Source organism: Haloterrigena alkaliphila, assembly GCF_017352155.2.
Lineage (GTDB): Archaea > Halobacteriota > Halobacteria > Halobacteriales > Natrialbaceae > Haloterrigena > Haloterrigena alkaliphila.
Window position 1 is genome coordinate 588,893 of the sequence record NZ_CP071462.1, and the last position, 16,110, is coordinate 605,002.

At 67.1% G+C, this 16,110-nt stretch carries 16 protein-coding genes; 5 read left to right on the forward strand and 11 right to left on the reverse strand.

Features of this window, described 5'->3' with window-relative positions; genetic code table 11:
• Window positions 1-30 precede the first annotated feature (30 nt).
• Window positions 31-1,242: a threonine ammonia-lyase gene (gene ilvA, locus J0X25_RS21735; protein WP_207289533.1), complete on the reverse strand. Its 1,212-nt coding sequence runs from the start codon at window positions 1,240-1,242 to the stop codon at window positions 31-33.
• A gap of 253 nt (window positions 1,243-1,495) precedes the next feature.
• On the reverse strand, window positions 1,496-1,903 hold the full coding sequence (locus tag J0X25_RS21740) for a gamma-glutamylcyclotransferase family protein (RefSeq protein WP_207289534.1): 408 nt from the start codon (window positions 1,901-1,903) through the stop codon (window positions 1,496-1,498).
• 125 nt (window positions 1,904-2,028) lie between these two features.
• Here J0X25_RS21740 and J0X25_RS21745 point away from each other — a divergent pair, with 125 nt between their 5' ends.
• Together J0X25_RS21745 and J0X25_RS21750 are read left to right on the forward strand one after the other, a co-directional pair.
• The gene (locus J0X25_RS21745) at window positions 2,029-3,081 is read left to right on the forward strand and encodes a DUF7490 domain-containing protein (protein WP_207289535.1); all 1,053 of its coding nucleotides are present in this window, start codon (window positions 2,029-2,031) and stop codon (window positions 3,079-3,081) included.
• Window positions 3,078-3,497, forward strand: a complete 420-nt coding sequence (locus J0X25_RS21750) for a DUF8060 family membrane protein (protein ID WP_207289536.1) — start codon at window positions 3,078-3,080, stop codon at window positions 3,495-3,497. Before J0X25_RS21745 ends, J0X25_RS21750 begins: the two co-directional genes overlap by 4 nt.
• Before the next feature lie 142 nt (window positions 3,498-3,639).
• On the opposite strand, the gene citZ is transcribed toward J0X25_RS21750, so the two are convergent.
• The 3 genes from citZ to J0X25_RS21765 form a co-directional block, all read right to left on the reverse strand.
• Window positions 3,640-4,788, reverse strand: coding sequence for a citrate synthase (gene citZ / locus J0X25_RS21755; protein WP_207289537.1), 1,149 nt, complete (start codon window positions 4,786-4,788; stop codon window positions 3,640-3,642).
• A 169-nt stretch (window positions 4,789-4,957) separates the two neighbouring features.
• Window positions 4,958-5,608 carry a helix-turn-helix domain-containing protein gene (locus J0X25_RS21760; RefSeq protein WP_207289538.1) on the reverse strand — a complete coding sequence of 217 codons (651 nt, stop codon included), beginning with the start codon at window positions 5,606-5,608 and terminating at the stop codon, window positions 4,958-4,960.
• Between the two features lie 214 nt (window positions 5,609-5,822).
• A complete protein-coding gene (locus J0X25_RS21765; RefSeq protein ID WP_207289539.1) occupies window positions 5,823-6,185 on the reverse strand; it encodes a cell division protein SepF in 363 nt (120 codons plus the stop codon).
• A gap of 197 nt (window positions 6,186-6,382) precedes the next feature.
• Here J0X25_RS21765 and J0X25_RS21770 point away from each other — a divergent pair, with 197 nt between their 5' ends.
• Window positions 6,383-7,147: a DUF1028 domain-containing protein gene (locus J0X25_RS21770; protein WP_207289540.1), complete on the forward strand. Its 765-nt coding sequence runs from the start codon at window positions 6,383-6,385 to the stop codon at window positions 7,145-7,147.
• A 620-nt stretch (window positions 7,148-7,767) separates the two neighbouring features.
• On the opposite strand, the gene J0X25_RS21775 is transcribed toward J0X25_RS21770, so the two are convergent.
• The gene (locus J0X25_RS21775; protein ID WP_207289541.1) at window positions 7,768-8,247 is read right to left on the reverse strand and encodes an RNA-binding protein; all 480 of its coding nucleotides are present in this window, start codon (window positions 8,245-8,247) and stop codon (window positions 7,768-7,770) included.
• Between the two features lie 123 nt (window positions 8,248-8,370).
• Between J0X25_RS21775 and J0X25_RS21780 the strand changes: the two genes are divergently transcribed.
• Both J0X25_RS21780 and J0X25_RS21785 read left to right on the forward strand, forming a co-directional pair.
• Window positions 8,371-8,664, forward strand: a complete 294-nt coding sequence (locus J0X25_RS21780) for a DUF7562 family protein (RefSeq protein WP_207289542.1) — start codon at window positions 8,371-8,373, stop codon at window positions 8,662-8,664.
• Between the two features lie 52 nt (window positions 8,665-8,716).
• Window positions 8,717-10,015, forward strand: a complete 1,299-nt coding sequence (locus J0X25_RS21785) for an RNB domain-containing ribonuclease (RefSeq protein WP_207289543.1) — start codon at window positions 8,717-8,719, stop codon at window positions 10,013-10,015.
• A 264-nt stretch (window positions 10,016-10,279) separates the two neighbouring features.
• Here the strand turns inward: J0X25_RS21785 and J0X25_RS21790 are convergent, their stop codons facing one another.
• From J0X25_RS21790 to uvrA, 5 genes are all read right to left on the reverse strand, one after another.
• A complete protein-coding gene (locus J0X25_RS21790) occupies window positions 10,280-11,059 on the reverse strand; it encodes an alpha/beta fold hydrolase (RefSeq protein WP_207289544.1) in 780 nt (259 codons plus the stop codon).
• Between the two features lie 76 nt (window positions 11,060-11,135).
• Window positions 11,136-11,738: a GNAT family N-acetyltransferase gene (locus tag J0X25_RS21795; RefSeq protein ID WP_207289545.1), complete on the reverse strand. Its 603-nt coding sequence runs from the start codon at window positions 11,736-11,738 to the stop codon at window positions 11,136-11,138.
• Window positions 11,739-11,788: 50 nt separating this feature from the next.
• The gene (locus J0X25_RS21800) at window positions 11,789-12,346 is read right to left on the reverse strand and encodes a GNAT family N-acetyltransferase (protein WP_207289546.1); all 558 of its coding nucleotides are present in this window, start codon (window positions 12,344-12,346) and stop codon (window positions 11,789-11,791) included.
• Between the two features lie 141 nt (window positions 12,347-12,487).
• Complete coding sequence (locus J0X25_RS21805; protein WP_207289547.1) at window positions 12,488-12,907, reverse strand: DUF7994 family protein; 420 nt, start codon at window positions 12,905-12,907, stop codon at window positions 12,488-12,490.
• A gap of 209 nt (window positions 12,908-13,116) precedes the next feature.
• Window positions 13,117-16,080 carry an excinuclease ABC subunit UvrA gene (gene uvrA / locus J0X25_RS21810; RefSeq protein ID WP_207289548.1) on the reverse strand — a complete coding sequence of 988 codons (2,964 nt, stop codon included), beginning with the start codon at window positions 16,078-16,080 and terminating at the stop codon, window positions 13,117-13,119.
• Window positions 16,081-16,110 lie beyond the last annotated feature (30 nt).

A 16,110-nucleotide genomic window follows, 5' to 3' on the forward strand; every position in this document is an offset into this window, starting at 1 on the left:
GGACCGCGAGCGGCGGTCGCCCGCCGCGGGTCAGGCCAGCACCTCGACCGCGTACCCCGCATCCCGGAGGTCCGCGAGGAAGGCGTCGACGTGGTCGGGGCCGCGCATCTCGAGTTCGATCTCGACCTCGGTGTCGCTCATCTCGACCTCGCGGGAGGTCCGATCGTGGTGGATGGCGTAGATGTTCGCGCGGTGGGCGGTGAAGATGTCGAGGAGGTCTTCGAGCGCACCCGGACGATCCTTCAACACGGTCCTGATCTTCAGGTAGCGCCCGGTCTCGACGAGGCCGCGGACGATGACGTTGGTGAGGGTGTTGAGGTCGATGTTGCCCCCGCAGAGCGCGGGGACGATGACCTCGCCGTCGTCGTAGTCGAACGTCTCGAAGAGCACGGCCGCGAGGGGGACGGCGCCGGCGCCCTCCACGAGGGTCTTCGAGCGCTCGAGCAGGTAAACCAGCGCGACGGCGATCTCGGGGTCGGAGACGGTGACGATCTCGTCGACGTACTCTTTGATATACGGAAAGGTCTCTTCGCCGATGCTGCGGGTGGCGATGCCGTCCGCGATGGTGTCGACCTCGTCGATCGAGACGCGTTCGCCCTTCTCGAGCGAGGCGGCGGCGCTCGAGGCGCCCGCGGCCTGGACGCCGATGACGCGGACGTCGGGTTTCTGCTCCTTGATCGCGGTCGCGATGCCGCTGATGAGGCCCCCGCCACCGATCGGGACGACGACGGTCTCGACCTCGGGGCAGTCCTCGAGGATCTCGAGGCCGATCGTTCCCTGGCCGGCCATGACGTACTCGTCGTCGAAGGCGTGGACGTAGGTCCGGCCCTCCTCGCGTTCGATCTCGTGGGCGCGCTCGGCGGCCGCGTCGTAGTCCCGGCCCGAGAGGACGACCTCGGCGCCGTAGTTCTTCGTGGCCTTGACCTTCGAGATCGGCGCGTGCTCGGGCATGACGATCTTCGAGTCGACGCCCGACCGGGTAGCCGCGAGCGCGACGCCCTGCGCGTGGTTGCCCGCACTAGCGGTGACGACGCCCGCGTCCTTCTGCTCCTCGGAGAGCGTCGCGATCCGGTTCGTCGCGCCGCGGATCTTGAACGCGCCCGTGCGCTGGAAGTTCTCCAGTTTCAGGCGGACGTCCGCGCCGGTCATCGACGAGTAGGTGTGCGAGTGCTCGAGCGGCGTGTGTCGGGAAGTCTCCCGGACACGCTCGCGCGCCTCGCGAATAGCTTCGAGTTCGAGCATACGCCCGACTACTCGGCGGTTGTTGTAAGAGTGTCGGGGGCCGGGCGGGCCGGTCGTTCCAGCCCTCGCGGCGACCCCGACCGGAACGTGCTGCCCGGTGGGCAACACGACAGGGAATACAGGGAATGCACGGCGTGTGACGTGCGAGTGGAGAAGGGAACGCGTTGCATATAAATCTCATGGGTGGGAAGCGAAAGTGAAACCGCAAGACGTGACGCCGATAGTGGGGTGTCTGACGGTCGTCTGCCGACCGTCATTCGAGAGTTCGTACCGTGACAGAGTGACCCACAATATAGTCGCGGACGGCGTTGCGAAACGACCCCGCATCCGGCCACCCCCGACTGACCTCCGCCCCGAGTCGGGCCGGGTCACCGACGTAGGTCTGAACCGACGCGCCGTCGACCCGCGGGACGGCCACCCGGACGTACAGGCCGCGATCGACCCCCTCGTACCGATCGAGTCGCTCGAGCGCGGCGTCGTCGACCGCGAGCAGTCGACCCTCGACGCTGCCGCCGGGCGCGAGCGTCGGGTACTCACCCTCGACGCGGTGGAGTCCCTCGAGCGTCGCCGGGCCGGCGAACGCGTACTCGCCGGGACCGCTCTCGAGCAGCGCGGCGACCTGGTCCGGGTCGGTCAGCGTCCCGTAGACGAAAACCAGCACGCGTCATCGTTCGAGCCCCTCCGTCTTGCCAGTGCCGTTCCGACTCTCGACGCGGGAGCCCATACACGATCGCGGTAACGTCTCAGCACACAAAGCACTTATACAACTGATCAAATCGAATTGATATGAATCGAGAGTACGTCCTGGCCATCGCCGCGCTGGTGGTCGTGGTCGGGGCGCTGTCGACCCTCGCGCTCACCGGCGCGGTGTCCAGTCCCGACGAGCCGGAGACGGACGCCGCCGTCGAATCCGGTGGCGAGGTGTCGCTGACCGAGATCACGATCAGCGCGGACGAGATCACCGGCGGCACCGCCTCGCTGGCCGTCGACACCCACCTCGAGCACCGGGGCGCCCCCGTCGAGAACGTGACCGTCGTCCACCGGGTGACGGACACGAAGACCGGTCTCGTCGAGGACACCACCGAGCGACCGGTCGAGACCCTCGAGGACGAGTCCGAACGCGTCGTCTCGAGTACGGTCGCGGTCCCTCGAGAGAGCAGCTACGAGATCGAGACGTTCGTCTACCGGGACGGGAGCCGAATCGAGTCGGCCAGGCAGACTATCGACGGCGTCGACGCGCTGACGCCCGCCTACGCCGATACCGACGTCGAGTTCCACCGGTTCGGGAGCGGCCCCCTCGCGGACGTCCCCGCGATCGAGTACTCGGTCGCGTCGACGACCGACGACCGGGCGACCCTCGACGTCTCGACCTACCTTACGAACACCGGCGACGAACCGGAATCCGGGCTCGAACTCGAGGTGAAGGCCCGCCAATCCGAGTCGAACATCGTCGCCGACACTGCGACCGCCGACCTGTCGACGCTCGAACCCGGGACGACCGCCTCGCCGTCCGTCGACCTCGAGGTCCCTCAGGAGTACGACTACTACCTCGACGCGGTCCTCTGGCGCGACGGGACGATCGTCGCGACCGACCGCGCGGTCGCCAACCTCGGCCCGGGCGCGCTGTCGCTCGAGGAGACGAGCGACGAGGGCGGCCTCGAGGTGGGCGACTTCTCCGGCGCTGACGGCGCCGACCGCGAGTCCGCGGCGGACGATGGCGCTCGCACCGACGACGGAGCCGATGAGGACTCGTCCGAGGACGGGACTCCGGGCTTCGGCGTCGCCGCGGCCGCCGTCGCACTGCTCGCAACCATCGCACTCGCACGGAGGAACACATGACTGAGACACCGACCACGGCGCAGACCGACGCGGAGACCGAACGACCGATCGACGACCCGGAGACGACGGACGCGGTGTCCGATCCGGCGACCGACGAATCCGAGTCAGCGGCTGCCGACCCCGATTCGGCGACCGACGGTACGGATCCGTCGGCTACGGCCGGCACGACGACCGATTCCGGCGGCGGCCTCGACCCGCAGTCGGAGACGGTGCGACGGTACCTCGCGTGGGCCGCGCTCGGGATCTGCTCGATACTGGCCGTCTTCGCCCTGATCCAGTTCTACGGGAGCGTGACCGCCGCGATCGACCTCTGGGTCGCTCCCAAGTACCAGCCGCTGATGGGCGCCGCGTTCAACCTCGCGGTCCTGCTGGCGTCGCTGATCGGCGTCTCGCTGGTGGTTCGAGAACTGAACTGACGGTCGAGTAGTCGAGTAGCGTCGCAGCGCGATTCTCGAGTCGATCGTTTTTCTCACGCGCCGTCCACTCGAGGCGAGACCCGCGTCGCGGCGCCGCTGTCGGCTGTGACGCCAGTAAAAATCGAAGCGATCGAACCGCGCGTTACCGCTCTTCGAGCGGGACGAACTCCTGATCCTCGGGGCCGGTGTACCGCGAGAGCGGCCGGATGAGTCGGTTGTCCTCCTGGTACTCGAGGACGTGGGCGATCCAGCCGCCGGCGCGGCTCATCGCGAAGATGGGCGTGTACATGTCGATCGGGATGCCGAGCTGATAGTAGACCGAGCCGGAGTAGAAGTCGACGTTCGGGGCGATCCCCTTCTCGCCGAGCCCCTGCTCCTCGGTGAGGTACTGCTCGATCGTCGTGGTGTAGTTGTACCACTTGTCGTCGCCCTCCTCGGCGAGTTCCTTGCTGCGTTCCTGCAGGATCTTCGCCCGCGGGTCCTTGACGTTGTAGACGCGGTGGCCGAAGCCGGGGATGCGCCGCCCCTCCTCGTTGGCCTGCTTGACCCACTCGCGGTGGTCGAGGTCGCTCTCGTCGATCTCGAAGAGGACCTCCATGACGTCCTGGTTCGCGCCGCCGTGGAGCGGCCCCGAGAGGGCGCTGACGCCGCCGGTGACGGCGCTGTAGATGTCGGCCATCGTCGAGCCGATCACCATCGACGTGAAGGTCGAGGCGTTCAGGCCGTGATCCGCGTGCAGGATGAGCGCCTGATCGAACGTCTCGGCGTGGACGTCGCTGGGCTCCTCGTCGGTCATCATGTAGAGGAAATTGGCCGCGAGCCCCAGGTCAGGGTGGGGGTCGACCGGCTCCTCGCCGAGTCGGTAGCGCTCGAAGGCCGCCAGCGCGGTCGGGATCTTGGCGGTGATCCGGCGTCCCTTCCGCAGCGTCGCCTCGAGGTCCTCGGGTTCGGCCTCGTCCTCGGGTTCGGTCGCCGAGAACATCGAGACCGCAGTCCGGAGTGCGGCCATCGGCTGCTCGTCGGCTGCGGCGAGCCGTTCCATGGTGTCGAGGACGTCCTCGGAGACCTCGCGCTCCTCGTTGATCGAGGCGATAAACGCCTCGAGTTCGTCCGCGGTCGGTAGCTCCCCGTGCCAGAGCAGGTAGACGACCTCCTCGTAGCTCGCGCCGCGAGCGAGATCCTCGATCGGGTACCCTCGATAGATCAGCCGACCTTCGTCACCGTCGATCGTACTGAGTCCGGACTCTGCGACAAGGACTCCCTCCAGCCCTTTCTTGAGATCGTCAGCCATAGTGGGAGTTTCGCATCCCACTGGAAAAGTATTGTCGTTTGTTCGCCGTCACGGCCGAACGCGTGCGAAGTCGCCGTTTCGTTCCGGGCACACGAACAACTGAACGCGGAAGACGGGTTTCGAAGTAGACGAACGTGTACCGAATTATCTATTACCGAATTAGTTTCCACTATTTTTCGAGTAACGCGTTCAGGAGCTTCGTCTGCGCCGCGGCGAGATGCTCGGTAAACGTCGACCGGGCGATGTCGAGTTCCTCGGCGACGTCGGTCGCGTTCGCCCCCTTGGGATACTCGAAGTAGCCCATCTCGTGGGCCGTCTCGAGGATCTCCCGCTGTCGCGCCGTCAACACGTCCCGATCGACGAGGATCGGATCCGTCGTCTCCTCGTCGTGGTCCTGGGTCAGTTCCTCGACGAGGACGCCGTCGAACCACTCCCGGAGATCGTCGACGATCTCGGCGATCTCGCTCAGCTCGAGCGTCCGGAAGGTCAGTTGCAGGGCGCCGTCCTCCGCGCTGACGGAGGAGACCGGCGTCCCGGTCAGTTCGACGACCTCGCACGCGCAGTCGGCGTCGGCCTCGCGCTCGAACCGGTAGACGGCCTCCCGCTCGTTGGCCTGGACGGGCGTTAGCTCGGTCGCCGTGCCGGCGTCGGCCGCCTCGGCGGATCCGGCGGCGACGCCGAACTCCTCGACGACCGTCCCGTCGCTCGAGGCGCGCGAACGCGTGACGGAGGTGATCGGCTCGTCCGTCGCCGTCGACGCGTCGGCGATCGGGCAGTTCGCGGGATCCTGAACGACGACTGTTGCTCGAAACCCGGTCATGCAAGTGCGTTACATCCCGATCGTAATAACCCGCCACCGGAATTCCCGGCGAGTGGAAACACCGAACGCCTCCGGACTGCTCGACACGAATCGTCGCTGGCGCTGGATTCTACGAGGAACGCCGGCGCGTGCGCCGAATGCGTTCGCGTTCGGAGGAGACGAGAACCGCCGACCCCGACGGTCGGCGAATCGAAGAAGAACGGTCGCAGTTCGGTCAGGCCCGCTGCCCGAGTTTTTCGCGGCTGATGTGGACGCCGGTCGGCGTGATGATCATCTGGTCGTCGCCCTTCCGGACGATGTCGCCGTCGACCTCCTGGGCGACCTGGCGGAGTTCGTCGACGATGTGCTCGACGGTGCTGTCCGCGGTTCGCAGGCGGGTGATGTCCGCGATGACGATGTCGCCGTCGTAGACGGCGTCTTTGATGTCGATCGCGTCGGTCTGGTCGCTGATCTCGGCGATGTGCACCTGCATGGCCGCCTCGGCCGAGTCCGCGGAGGTATCGTCGAGATCCAGTTCGACGTAGTCCTCGGCCGTGCGGGATTGCCCCCCACCGAGGATTTTGCTCATGAGTCCCATTGGCGTAACCCACCGGGGCCGCCAGTATAGTTCTTACGTCAGACGCACTGTCAGGACGCAGTGATCGTCCGTCCCGATTCGTACCAGTGCCGACACGGGCGACGGTCGCGGTGACGCGCCCGCGCACTGATCGGTATGTTCCCGTTGTACCGATCACCGTCCCCGTATTTTTGGTCTCGAAGCACGACGGAGAACCCGTGACCTTCAGCATCTGCGTTCGCGAAGCCTACGAGACGACTGAGGGCGACTCTCACCACCGCTTCGGGGTCGCCGTCACGACCCGCCTGCCCGGCGTCGGTACCCTCTGCCCGTTCGTCGGCGAGGACGGCGCCGTCGCGACCCAGAGCCTCGTCAACGTCGACCTCGGCGAGCGCGGCCTCGCGTACCTCGAGGACGGCCTCGCGGTCGACGACGCGCTCGAGGCGCTGCTCAACGCCGACGACGCCGCGCCGCAGCGACAGCTCCACGGCGTCGGCCGCGAGGGAACCTTCGCCTTCTCCGGCGCGGAGTGCGTCGACTGGTTCGGCCACGAGGAGCGCGAGCACTTCACCGTCGCCGGCAACATGCTGACCGGCGAGGCCGTCCTCGAGGCGACCGCCGCGAACTACGCGGAAAACGCCGTCCACGAGACGACCGACCCGTGGACGGGCCCGGAGAGCGTCACCGACGAGGCCGAAACCGACCCGCTCGCGAAGCGCCTGATCGACGCCCTCGCCGCGGGTTACCTCGAGGGCGGCGACAAGCGCGAGGAGCTCCCGATCCAGAGCGCTGCGGTCGCGGTCGCGACGACCGAACACCGCGACGTCGTGCCGCCGTACAACGACCTCCGCGTCGACGCGACCGAGACCCCCGTCGACGACCTGCGGGAGACGTACGCCCTCGCGAGGCGAGGGTACGTCGACACGCTCGCGCGCTACGGAGATGCCTTCGAGGACGACTCGCTCGAGGACCTCGACGAGTAGCCGCTCGAGCGAGACGGGTTCCGGACGCGCGAACTCGAATCGCAGTGCGCCAGCGCCGCGGCGTCGGTTGTGCTGTGGCGCGCGCTATCGATCGACCCGAGCGAAGCGAGGGTCGATCGTATGACACTGCGCGAGGTCGTCGCGAGGAACACGAGCGACTGCGTGGAAGACGCGAAGCGTCTTTCGAACGACAGTGAGTGAGCGAATCGGTTGGGGAGGTCGTGGAAATCCCCGCTGCCACGACAGCAAGTGGTGCGGGAGCGGTATCGGGCAGATCGGTAAACGATCGGGAAATCGACACTTCACGAGAGACGCTGACTTCACAGAGAATTCGGAGCCGGATTGAACGCCGTCCTCGAGCGAGATCGTAATGGAAAGGAGAACCCTGCACACCGTGGCAGCACGGAATTGCCACACCCTCCCCAACCGATTCGTTCGCTCCCAACGGTCGCTCACTCATCCCTCGCACGAGATCGTCGACCGCCCTCGAATCCTCTCGGCCGGTCGACAGCGCGCGCCACCGTTCGGAAGCCTGACGGCTCGAGCGGCGAGACACGGAGTACCGATCTGTCGTTCGATCGCGGCGATACCGTCTGTAAAACGAGGCCGGTCGCGACGACTTATCCAGAGAACTCGTAGAGATCGTCGCCGACGTGGTGCAGCGAGTCGACGACTTTCCCCTCGCTTCCGGTCATGTCGTCGCCGTCGACGCGGGCGCGGCCGACGGCCAGCACCTTCCCGTGGGACTCCTCGGCGATGACCACCAGGTCGTCCGGCGAGATGTCCGCGGTCGCCTCGGTGATCCCGGGCCGCATCACGTCCGCGCCGTCGCTGACGAACGAGACCGCGCCGGCGTCGACGGTCACCAGCCGCTTCTCGGGTTCGTAGGCGTTGGCCCCTCTGACCGTCACGAACGGCTCGTCGTCGAAGTACGCGACCTGCGGTTCGCCGTCGATGAGGACGACCTCCCAGTCGGTCTCCTCGAACTCCACGCGTTCGTAGGCGTCGCCCGCCGGCGACACGCCGAGCTGGTCCTCGAGCGCGGCTTCGACGTCCGAGACGGCGTCGCTCCGGAGGTGGTGTCGAGACTTGACCTGCATACCCGGGCCAACGGGTGGTCCGGAGATAAAAGGCCCGTTCCGGCGACCGATCGGACGGCCTGAGAGTCGGCCGGAACGACGAGTGTGGTAATCGCTAAGTGCTAGCACGGCGTCGTCGTACGCATGTGGCCCTCCCGGAACCGCGCTGAGACGGTGACGTGTCTCGCGTGTGGCGATCGGATCACCCGATCGACGGCCCGCGAGTACGACAAACACGGCGATCGCTGGAACCGCGAGGACAAGGCCTTCGAGTACCTCTGCAAATCCTGCCACGGCGACCTCTGTCACCACCCGCGGGACGAACTCGAGGCCCTCCTCGTCGAACTCGAGGCCGGCGACGTCGACCGGGAGGCCTTCCTCGCGGGCTATCTACAGACCGTCGAGGAGCGATACGGGACGCTCGAGGAGGAGTCCTGATTCCCGGTCCCGTCCCGACACGACTTTCACTCTTTCGTCCGTACCCCTCCCTATGAGTAACGACGCACAGGCCGACGCCGGGACGGCCGAAGGCCAGGGCCCCGTCGAGATCTCGGAAGACCTCGCACGCCACCTCGAGAACAAGCGCGAGGACCTCTTCGAGAAGTTCGAGATCCGCGACGAGTTTCCGACCGCCGTCCTCGAGGAGGCCGAGGCCCGAACCGAGGGCGTGATGGCCGAGATCGAGGAGGAGATCGACGAGCGAACGGACCTGCGCGATCTGACGACGTGGACGACGGACCCGATCGACGCCCAGGACTTCGACGACGCGCTCTCGATCGAGGAGCGCGAGGACGAGTACGTCCTCTGGGTCCACATCGCCGACGTCACCCACTACGTCAATCCCGACACGGCGATGTGGGACGAGGCCGTCGAGCGCGGGAACACGGTCTACCTGCCGGGCTACACCATCCACATGCTCCCGCCGGTGCTGGCCGAGACGGTCTGTTCACTGGTTCCCAACGAGGATCGACTGGCCCACACCGTCGAGATGCACCTCGACAAGGAGAACCTGGGCTACGAGACCATCGACATCTACAAGTCGGTCATCGAGTCCGACGAACGGCTGACCTACTCGCAGGCGGAGAACCGCCTCGAGGACCCCGATGCTGACCTCCACGAGGAGAACAAACTGGTCTACGAGGTCGCGAACCGCATGCACGAGCAGCGCAAGGAGGACGGGTCGCTGGTCCTCAACCCCGCCCGCGACCGCGCCCACACCATCATCGAGGAGTGCATGCTGAAGGCCAACAAGGCCGTCACGCACGAACTCATGTGGAATCGCGGCGTCGAGGCGATGTACCGCGTCCACCCCCAGCCCAGCCCCGACGAGTGGTCCGAGGCCCTCCGGGAGATCCAGGATCTGGACGGCGTCTCGATCCCCGGTGACACCTGGGACGACCCCCGGAAGGCCGTCAACGCGACGCTCGAGGACGCGCCCGGCCGGCAACTCGACAAGATCCAGTGGGCCGTGATGAAGGTGATGCCCCGCGCGAAGTACATGAACGACCCGTTCGGCGGCCACCACGCGCTGAACTTCGAGATCTACGGCCACTTCACCAGCCCCATCCGCCGGCTCTCGGACCTGATCAACCACTGGATCGTCTACCAGAACGACGTCCCCGAGAACCTGATCGAACTCTGCGACCGCGCCAGCGACAAGCAGAAGGACGCCGAGCAGTGCGAGCGCGAGTACAAGAACTTCCTCCAGGAGGTCGGTCTCGATCCGATGGCGGTCAACAACCGTGGAATCGAAATCGTAGACGAGGACGAAGCGGAGAAGACGCTGTAGCAGTCGGTATTCGACCTATTTTCCCGCTACTCGATCGAACCACGTGCGGTGGCGCGCGCTTTCGTCCGTCCGAACGAGAGTGAGGGCGGACGAGAACTCCGTGCGAGGGATGAGTGAGCGACTGAAAGGAGCGAGCGAATCGGTTGGGGAGGGCGTGGCGATTCCCCGTTGCCACGAGAGCAGCGTACTCGAGTCGTCAACCCCCGCTGTACAGACGGGCCCGTACAGCCGTTACGTGAGTGTGCAAACGGTACCGAGTTCGATCTACACTCCCTCTCGTTCGAGAAACTCGAGCACGACGTCCGTAAACTGCTCGTCGGGAACCGTCGTCAGGTGGTCGGCGTCGTCGACGACGACGGCCTCGCCGTCGGGGAAGCCGTCCGCGAGTTCCCGCGGATCGCCGGTGATGTCGTCGTGTTCGCCGGCCACGATCAACACCGGGTGCTCGACCTGCGCGATCTCTTCCCAACCGGCGGGCGCCGTTCGCGTTCGAGCGCAGGCCGCCAGCGCCTCGAGGTCGTTGTCGTTCAGTTCGGCGAAGGTTCGAAACCGCTCGCCGAGGGGATCCGTCACGTCCGCCGGATCGTCGGCCAGGAGTCCGTCGGCGATCCGGTCGCCGGCGTCGCTCGGCTCGAGCGTCGCCGCGCCGATACCGGCCAACACGGCGGCGTTGAACCGCTCCGGGTGGCGGTACAGCGCCTCCGTGCCGATTCGACCGCCCATCGAGTAGCCCAGGAAGTCGGCCCGCTCGATCTCGAGGTGATCCAGCAGGCGGACCACGTCCGCCGCCATCACGTCGGTCTCGTAGGCCGCCGGGTCGTGGGGTTTCCCGCTCTCGCCGTGGCCCCGACAATCGAAGGCGATCACGCGCCGCCCCGCCTCGAGCAGCGTCTCGTCCCAGCCGAGGTCGCGCCAGTTATTTGCGCGACTCGAGGCGAACCCGTGAACGAGGACGATCGACGGCGCGTCGGGGGCCTCCTCGGGGTCGATATCGTCGTACGCGATCCGAACGCCGTCGGCGTCGAACGTCTGTCCGGTCGGCATGCTACCACAGACCGTCCGAACCCCCGTAACGGTTCGGTTAGTGAACCGATCGGATCGCGGTCCCGACGCGAATCGGTCAGAGTCCCTTCTCGTAGACGCGTTCCTCGAGCCCGTCACCCAGATCTGACGCTCGCGTCTCGAGGCGCTCGAACCCGGCGGATTCGTAGAACGAGACGCCGACCGCGTTGGCCGCGAAGGCGGTCAGCCGCAGCCGGTCGCAGACCGGCCGGAGGTCGGTTTCGACGCGCTCGAGCAGGGCGGTGCCGGCTCCCTCGCCCCACAGGTCCGTCCGAACGTAGAGCCGGAACAGCGTGGCGGCGTCGGCGTCTTTCGGCACGCCCGCGTGAGCGAACCCGGCGACGTCCGTTGCGCTCGCCGCGTCGTCCGCACCCATCGCACTCGCTCCGTCGTCCCCGCCCGTCGCACTGGATTCGTCGGCGTCCATCGCGTTCGTTTCGCCGGCCGCGTTCGGAACGGCGAGGAGGAACGTTCGATCGCTCCGCTCGAGCGCCGCCGCGATCGAGTCCTCGAGGGCGTCGATCGCGTACCACTCGTCGGTGACCTCGTCGACCGTCTCCGGGCTCAGGAACTCGTCGTAGGCGGCGTGCCAGCTCTCGCGGGCGATCTCGCGAACGGTCGGTGCCGCGTCCGGCGCGGCCGGACGAACGCTCCACTCCATAGGACGACGTGTGAACTATCGAACGAAAATCCACCGGAGCCGCGTCGCGCTCAGAGCCCCTTCTCGTAGACGCGCTCCTCGAGACCTTCGGCCAGACCCGTCTCTCGCGTCCCGATCCGTTCGAAGCCGGCCGACTCGGCGAACGAGACTCCGACGTCGTTGGCCGCAAGTACGGCCGAGCGGACGCGGCCGAAGGGGCCGTCGAGTGACGCCTCGAGGGACTCGAGCAGGGCGGTTCCGGTTCCCTCGCCCCATCGACCGGGCCTGACGTAGAGGCCGGCCAGGTACGCGACGGACGTGTTCTCCGGCCACGGAACGGCGTGTGCGAACCCGACGGGTACCGCCGCGGTCGGGTCCCGGCCGCCGTCAGTTCGGTCCCGACCGTCGCCGCCGGCGGTCGGCTCGGCGACGAGAAACGCGACGTCGTCGCGGCCGCGAGCGTCACCGATCGTCGACTCGAGGTCGCCCAGCGCGTACCAGTCGTCGACGACGTCGTCGACCGTCGCCGGTCCCAGCACGTCGTCGTAGACGGCGTGCCAGCTCTCGCGGGCCGTCTGCTGGATCGCCCAGACGTCGTCGGTCGTCGCCCGGCGGACGTCTCGAGTCACGTGACATCGTACCACTGCCGCGGCTAAAAGGGCGTGGCAGGCCCTTGATCGGTTAAATTGTTTCGAACAGGTTTCCGGACGATAACTCGAACTCATCCCGACAGCCGACAGTCCGCGGACGAGTACCGATCGCTCGAGCGATCATTCGACGGCGAACGTCTCCGCGTCGATCAGGGCGCCGCCGAGCCAGCACTCGCGGGCGAACCACGCGAAGTAGCCGACCATGGCGACGGTGAGGACGGCCTCGAGCGGGCCGAGACCCGTGATGCCGTCGCCCGCACGGAGGCTCGCGGCGCTGATACCGCCCCAGCCGACCGCCAGCGTCGCGATCGCGATCGCGGCGACGCGGGGCCACTCGAGGGTCGTCGAGCCGACCGAAACGCGCTCTCGGCGGCCGGCGGCGAGCATGCCGCCGCCGACGGCGACCAGCCACGCGACGATCGCGAGCCTCGAGGGCGTCGTCGGGACGCCGAGCGCGGCGACGAAGGCGACGGCCAGCAGGAGCGTCGCGACACCGCCGCCCGCGAGTCCGCGGCGGACGACGGCCTTTCGGGTGTTCATCGGGCGTCGATTCAGCCGCGGCCATCGTTAACCGTTCGGATCGGCGGCGAAACGCGAGCCGTCGATACCCGTTCGGCCCGCCGGCCGCGTACTCGAGTCGCGTCGCTGCCGATCGCGAGTACTGGAAACGCGGCGATCGGGATCGGAACCGAGAGCGGAATCGGAACCGGAAGCGGGAGAGAACGGAACCCGAAGCGGCAGCGGCGGTATCAGTCGTCGTCCAGCGGCGCCGACACGGGTTCGACGCGCTCGCCGCGGGGTCCCTCGAGGTCCACCTTCGGAAGCAGGTCACGCAGGTAGCGACCGGTGTGGGAGTCCTCGAGGCGAGCTACGTCCTCGGGCGTCCCGGTGGCGACGACTTCGCCGCCGTTCTCGCCGCCCTCGGGGCCGAGATCGATGACGTGGTCGGCGTTCTTCACGAGATCGAGTTCGTGTTCGATGACGACGATGGTGTTGCCGTTGTCGGTCAGCCGGTGGAGCACGTCGATGAGTTTGCGCTCGTCCTCGCTGTGCAACCCGGTGGTGGGCTCGTCGAGCAGGTAGAGCGTCTCGCCCGTGTCCTTCTTGCCGAGTTCCTCGGCGAGTTTGATCCGCTGGGCCTCCCCGCCGGAGAGCGTCGTCGAGGGCTGGCCGAGCGTCATGTAGCCCAACCCGACGTCCTTCAGCAACTGGAGCCGCCGCCGGAGCTGACTCGAGGACTCGAAGAACTCGTAGGCCTCTTCGACCTCCATGTCGAGGACGTCGGCGATGGTCTTGCCCTTGTAGGTGACGTCCAGCGTGGCGTCGTTGTAGCGAGCGCCGTCGCACTCCTCGCAGGGGACGTAGACGTCGCTCAGGAAGTTCATCTCGATCTTGACGGTGCCCTGCCCGCCACACTCCTCGCAGCGGCCGCCCTTGACGTTGAACGAGAAGCGCCCCTTCTCGTAGCCGCGCTGTTTCGCCAGCTTCGTCGAGGCGAACAGTTCGCGGATGTAGTCGAAGACGTTGGTGTACGTCGCCGGATTGGATCGGGGAGTCCGACCGATCGGCGACTGGTCGATCAGGCGCACGGTCTCGATCTCCTCGAGGCCCTCGAGAGCGTCGTGGTCGCCCGGAATCACGCTCGTGTTGTCGTTCATCTCGCGCGCGAGGCCCTTGTAGAGCACCTCGTGCATCAGCGTCGACTTGCCCGAGCCCGAGACGCCCGTGATCGCCGTGAAGTTGCCCAGCGGGATGTCGACGTCGACGTCGTCGAGGTTGTGCTGGCGGGCGCCGCGGATCGTCAGCGCCCCGTCGGGGTCGCGTCGCTCGTCGGGCACCGGAATCTGCTTTCGACCGGAGAGGTAATCGCCGGTCACGGAGCCTTCGGTCGCCTTGACCTCCTCGACGGGCCCGTTGGCGACGACCTCGCCGCCGCGCTTGCCGGGGCCGGGCCCCATATCGATGACCTGGTCCGCCCGGCGCATCGTCTCCTCGTCGTGCTCGACGACGATGAGGGTGTTCCCGAGGTCGCGCAGTTCCTCGAGGGTGTCGAGCAGGCGATCGTTGTCGCGCTGGTGGAGCCCGATCGATGGCTCGTCGAGGACGTAGAGGACGCCGACGAGGCCGGAACCGATTTGCGTGGCGAGGCGAATGCGCTGGCTCTCCCCGCCCGACAGCGTCGCGGCCTCCCGGTCGAGCGTGAGGTACTCGAGGCCGACCTCGCACATGAAGCCCAGTCGCGCGCGGATCTCCTTTAAGATCTCCTCGGCGATCACCTTCTCGCGCTCGGTGAAGTTCGCCTCGAGCGACTCGAAGTGCTCGAGCGCGTCGCCGATGCTCATCGCGTTGATCTCGGTGATCGCGGTGCCGTCGACGAGGACGGCCCGACTCGCGGCCTTCAGTCGGGTGCCGTCGCAGGCCGGACACTCCGTCGCCGACATGTAGTCCTCGATGTGCTCTCGGGTCGAGTCCGAGTCGGTCTCGAGGTACCGGCGCTCTAAGTTCGGGATGACGCCCTCGAAGCGCTTGCGTTTGCGGCGGGTGCCGTTCTTCGTGCGTCGCTTGAACAGCACCTCCTCGTCGGTTCCGTACAGGAACTGCCGTTGAACGTCGTCGTCGAGTTCCTCGAAGGGCGTCGTCAGCGAGACGTCGAAGTCCTCCGCGACGGCGTCGAGGCGGGTCTGGTAGTACGAGCGGTTGTAGCTCCAGGCCTCGAAGACGTGTTTGAGCGGCTTTGACTCGTCCTGCACGACGAGGTCCTCGTCGACCTCCTTGGTCTCGCCCAGCCCCTCGCACTCGGGACAGGCGCCGTGGGGCGAGTTGAAGGAGAACGAGCGGGTCTCGATCTCGGGGACGTCGATCCCGCAGTGGGTGCAGGCGAGGTCCTTCGAGAACTCGACGACGAAGCGGTCGTCCTCCTCGGTCTCGTCGCCCAGGGCCCCCGTCCGGCGGGCCGCCTCGCCCAGGTCGCTCGCGACGTCCTGCGGCGCGTCCGGCAGGATGACCTTCAGGACGCCCTCCGCTTCGTCGAGCGCCGTCTCGACGCTGTCGATGATCCGCGGGCGCGCCTCGGTGTCGACCTTCACGCGGTCGACGACCACGTCGATCGTGTGGTCGAAGTTCTCGTCCAGGTCGGGCCTGTCGAGCGTGAGGTCGTGTTCCTCGCCGTCGACCTCGACGCGGGCGTACCCCTCCGAGACGAGTTCGTCGAAGAGGTCCTCGAATGCCCCCTTCTGGTCGCGGACGACCGGCGCCGCCAGCTTGACCTTCGTCCCCTCGGGGAGCTCGAGGATGCGCTCGACCATGTTCTGTGCCGACTGCTCGCCGACCTCCCGACCGCACTCGGGACAGTGGGGCGTGCCGACGCGGGCGTAGAGGAGACGCAGATAGTCGTGGAGCTCCGTGACGGTCCCCACCGTCGATCGGGGGTTGTTCGCGGCGTTCTTCTGGTCGATCGAGATCGCCGGGGAGAGGCCCTCGACGGTCTCGACCTGCGGCTTGTCCATCTGCCCGAGGAAGTTCCGGGCGTACGCCGAGAGGCTCTCGATGTACCGCCGTTGCCCTTCGGCGTAGATCGTTTCGAACGCCAGCGAGGACTTGCCCGACCCCGAGAGCCCGGTGACGACGGTGAACTCCTCGCGGGGAATCGTGACGTCGAGGTCCTTGAGGTTGTGTTCCTCCGCACCCCGCACCTCGATGTAGTCCTTACTCATGGCTCGGTGGTGACTGGTGTCTGCATATGT

Bases quoted from the DNA above. Each gene is read 5' to 3' on its own strand.
- ilvA (WP_207289533.1), bottom strand. From the start codon at position 1,242: ATGCTCGAACTCGAAGCTATTCGCGAGGCGCGCGAGCGTGTCCGGGAG.
- J0X25_RS21745 (WP_207289535.1), top strand. From the start codon at position 2,029: ATGAATCGAGAGTACGTCCTGGCCATCGCCGCGCTGGTGGTCGTGGTC.
- J0X25_RS21795 (WP_207289545.1), bottom strand. From the start codon at position 11,738: ATGGAGTGGAGCGTTCGTCCGGCCGCGCCGGACGCGGCACCGACCGTT.
- uvrA (WP_207289548.1), bottom strand. From the start codon at position 16,080: ATGAGTAAGGACTACATCGAGGTGCGGGGTGCGGAGGAACACAACCTC.
- J0X25_RS21760 (WP_207289538.1), bottom strand. From the start codon at position 5,608: ATGACCGGGTTTCGAGCAACAGTCGTCGTTCAGGATCCCGCGAACTGC.
- J0X25_RS21775 (WP_207289541.1), bottom strand. From the start codon at position 8,247: ATGCAGGTCAAGTCTCGACACCACCTCCGGAGCGACGCCGTCTCGGAC.
- J0X25_RS21750 (WP_207289536.1), top strand. From the start codon at position 3,078: ATGACTGAGACACCGACCACGGCGCAGACCGACGCGGAGACCGAACGA.
- J0X25_RS21780 (WP_207289542.1), top strand. From the start codon at position 8,371: ATGTGGCCCTCCCGGAACCGCGCTGAGACGGTGACGTGTCTCGCGTGT.
- J0X25_RS21790 (WP_207289544.1), bottom strand. From the start codon at position 11,059: ATGCCGACCGGACAGACGTTCGACGCCGACGGCGTTCGGATCGCGTAC.
- J0X25_RS21785 (WP_207289543.1), top strand. From the start codon at position 8,717: ATGAGTAACGACGCACAGGCCGACGCCGGGACGGCCGAAGGCCAGGGC.
- J0X25_RS21765 (WP_207289539.1), bottom strand. From the start codon at position 6,185: ATGGGACTCATGAGCAAAATCCTCGGTGGGGGGCAATCCCGCACGGCC.
- citZ (WP_207289537.1), bottom strand. From the start codon at position 4,788: ATGGCTGACGATCTCAAGAAAGGGCTGGAGGGAGTCCTTGTCGCAGAG.
- J0X25_RS21805 (WP_207289547.1), bottom strand. From the start codon at position 12,907: ATGAACACCCGAAAGGCCGTCGTCCGCCGCGGACTCGCGGGCGGCGGT.